Here is a 2,516-nt window from a genome sequence, read left to right as displayed (position 1 = left end):
CCCGGGCGAGCACGTGGCCGTGGCCGCGGTGGGTGCTGGTGAGCCGGTCGGCCGGGCCGAGCGCGGAGCAGACGCCGACCGCGACGGCCTCCTGTCCGATGCAGGGGTGGATGCCGCCGGGGATCGCGCCGGCCTTCACGAGGGCGAGCGCGAGCTCCTCGAAGCCGCGGATCAGGCGCAGCATCCGGTACCGCTCGGCGGGTGTGTCGAGCGGCGCCGTCGCCGCGGCGGTGCCCGTCACAGCGCCCCTTGCCAGATCGCCGGGCAGAAGTCCGGGTCGGAGTAGTCGGGCCGGCCGTCGGCGGTGCGGCGGACCAGCACGTCGTGGTTGTAGACCACCGGGCCGCCGTCCGGCCGCTCGTGCCGGCGGTAGGCGTTGGCGCCGTCCTGGAGGTGCAGCGAGACGGCCCGGCGCGGGAAGGAGGCGAGGTTGGGGCCGCTGCCGTGGTAGGTGCGGCAGTGGTGGAAGCTCATGTGGCCGCGCGGGATCGGCATCGGGATCTTCCGCACCTCCTGCCCGTTGTGGGCGGCGTTCGCGGCGAGGATGGCCTCCAGCTCGGAGCCGTCGCGGTCGGCGAAGTGCCGGGTGGAGTCCTCGCCGGAGGCGAGTTCCTTCCAGCGGTGGCTGCCGTCGACCATGGTGATCGTGCCGTTCTCGTCGCCGCAGTCGTGGAATGGGATGAACGCGGTGAGCATCTCGTCGGAGGTGCAGGTCTGCCAGTAGTGCTTGTCGAAGTGCCAGGGCACCCGGTTGGTGGGCTCCTCGGGCACCGGCGGCTTGTAGATCAGCGTGGCCTGGAAGATCCGGATCTCCTCGGCCCCGGCGAGCAGCGCGGCCACCGCGCCGACCAGCGGCTTGCGCAGGATCGCGCCGATCGCGTCGCTCTCGTAGTGGACGTAGTCGTTGTGCCGCTGGACCGGGCCGTCGGTCGGCGACCAGGAGGCCAACCGGGGCGGCCGGAGGGGGAGTTCGCGGTCGCGGTGGCCCGCGTAGTAGAGCTCGGTGGCGGCCTGGAGGGAGTCCAGCTCCTCGTCGCCGAACAGCCGGTGGGACAGGTACCAGCCGTACGTCCGGTAATGCTCGACGTCGTCGGGGGTGGGCAGCAAGGCGCGTTCGGCGTCGGTGAGGTGGAACTCTGTGGTGGTCACGGGTGTGCCTTTCGAGGGTGGGCGGGGACCGGGCGGGCGGTCACAGGGCGGCGGCCGAACTCTGCCGCTCGACGGCCTCGTACAGGGCCCTGATGTTGGCGGTGCCGAACGTACCGGCGCCCTGGCGCTCGATGAGCTCCAGGAAGTACGTCCGCCGGGGGTGGGTGGAGCGGGCGAAGATCTGGAACAGCTGCCCGCCGTGGTCCTGGTCGACCAGGACGTGCAGCTCGCGCAGCGTCCCCACCGGGATGGCGGTCGCGCCGAACCGCTCGGCGAGGGCGTCGAAGTAGGCGTCCGGGGTGCTCAGGAACTCCACCCCGCGCGCCCGGATCGTACGGACGGCGGTCGCGATGTCGGCCGTGCGGAAGGCGAGGTGCTGGACGCCGGCGCCCTCGTTGGCGGCGAGGAACTCGTCGATCTGGCCCGGGCGCCGGCCGGTGTCCGGCTCGATCAGCGTGAAGGTGACCTCGCCGGAGGCGCTCTGCACGACGCTGGAGTCCATGGCCTGCGCGCCGACCTCGATGTACTCGCCGAAGATCCGGTGGAAGCCCAGCGCCGCCTCGCAGAACCTTACGGCGTCGGCGAGTTGGCCGCCGGGGACGCAGATCGCGACGTGGTCGAGGGCGTCCAGCAGGCCGGGCGCCGGCGCTGCGGCGTCGAGCGGAACGAACCGCAGCGCGACGTCGCCGAAGCCGGCGATCAGCCCGCCGTCGCGGTCGAGCACCCGGGCGCCGTGCCGCTCGGCGCGCTCCAGCGCCGCCTGCGGGTCGTCGCAGCCGAGCGCGAGCACGGCCACGCCGTCCCCGTGACGGGCCACGAACTCGGCCACCGCATGGCCTGGTTGAGCGGAGGAGACGAGGTGGAGACGGATGTCTCCCTGGTGGACGCGGACGGTGCGCACGCCGTCGGGCGAGGTCCGCGGGGCATCGGCGGAGAAGCCGTAGTCGGCGCGGAGCCCGGCCGCCGTCTCGTCGGCATCCGCGCACGCGAACTCGACATGGGTGATGGTCTGGATGGACAACGGGATCTCCCCCTCGGGAGCGACGAAGAACGGGTGACGGCCGGTGGCGGCGGGCTACTTGGCGAGCCGGGTGGACGCCGGGCCGAGGATCAGGCTGAGGTTGTGGCCCCCGAAGGCGAAGGCGTTGCTCAGCGCCGCGCGCACCGGCGTGGTCCGGGCCGCGCCGCGGACGTGGTCGAGGTCGCAGGCCGGGTCGGGATCGGCGAGGTTGCGGGTCGGCGGCAGCGTCCCCCGCGACACCGCGAGTGCGGTCACTGCGGCCTCCAACGCGCCTGCGGCGCCGAGGAGATGACCGGTCGCGCCCTTGGTGGAGGAGACCGCCGGCGGCTGCGGGCCGAACACGGCG

3 protein-coding genes and 1 pseudogene are annotated in these 2,516 nt (G+C 73.3%); all 4 read right to left on the bottom strand.

The genetic code is table 11. The features are described from left to right. Positions 1–241, bottom strand: a 241-nt coding sequence (locus tag AB0O00_RS35480; RefSeq protein WP_363658826.1) for a thiamine pyrophosphate-dependent enzyme, incomplete at its 3' end; no start/stop codon positions are given. Then, complete coding sequence (locus AB0O00_RS35475) at positions 238–1,149, bottom strand: phytanoyl-CoA dioxygenase family protein (protein ID WP_363658825.1); 912 nt, start codon at positions 1,147–1,149, stop codon at positions 238–240. The genes AB0O00_RS35480 and AB0O00_RS35475, both read right to left, overlap by 4 nt. A 40-nt stretch (positions 1,150–1,189) precedes the next feature. Further along, the gene (hppD, locus tag AB0O00_RS35470) at positions 1,190–2,170 is read right to left on the bottom strand and encodes a 4-hydroxyphenylpyruvate dioxygenase (RefSeq protein ID WP_363658824.1); all 981 of its coding nucleotides are present in this window, start codon (positions 2,168–2,170) and stop codon (positions 1,190–1,192) included. A gap of 54 nt (positions 2,171–2,224) precedes the next feature. Continuing rightward, positions 2,225–2,516: pseudogene (locus tag AB0O00_RS35465) on the bottom strand (beta-ketoacyl synthase); the annotation flags it as partial.

This window comes from Kitasatospora sp. NPDC093558 (assembly GCF_040683475.1).
GTDB lineage: Bacteria > Actinomycetota > Actinomycetes > Streptomycetales > Streptomycetaceae > Kitasatospora.
Note: the sequence above shows the minus strand (reverse complement) of the source record. Positions and strands in the feature narration are given on the sequence as shown.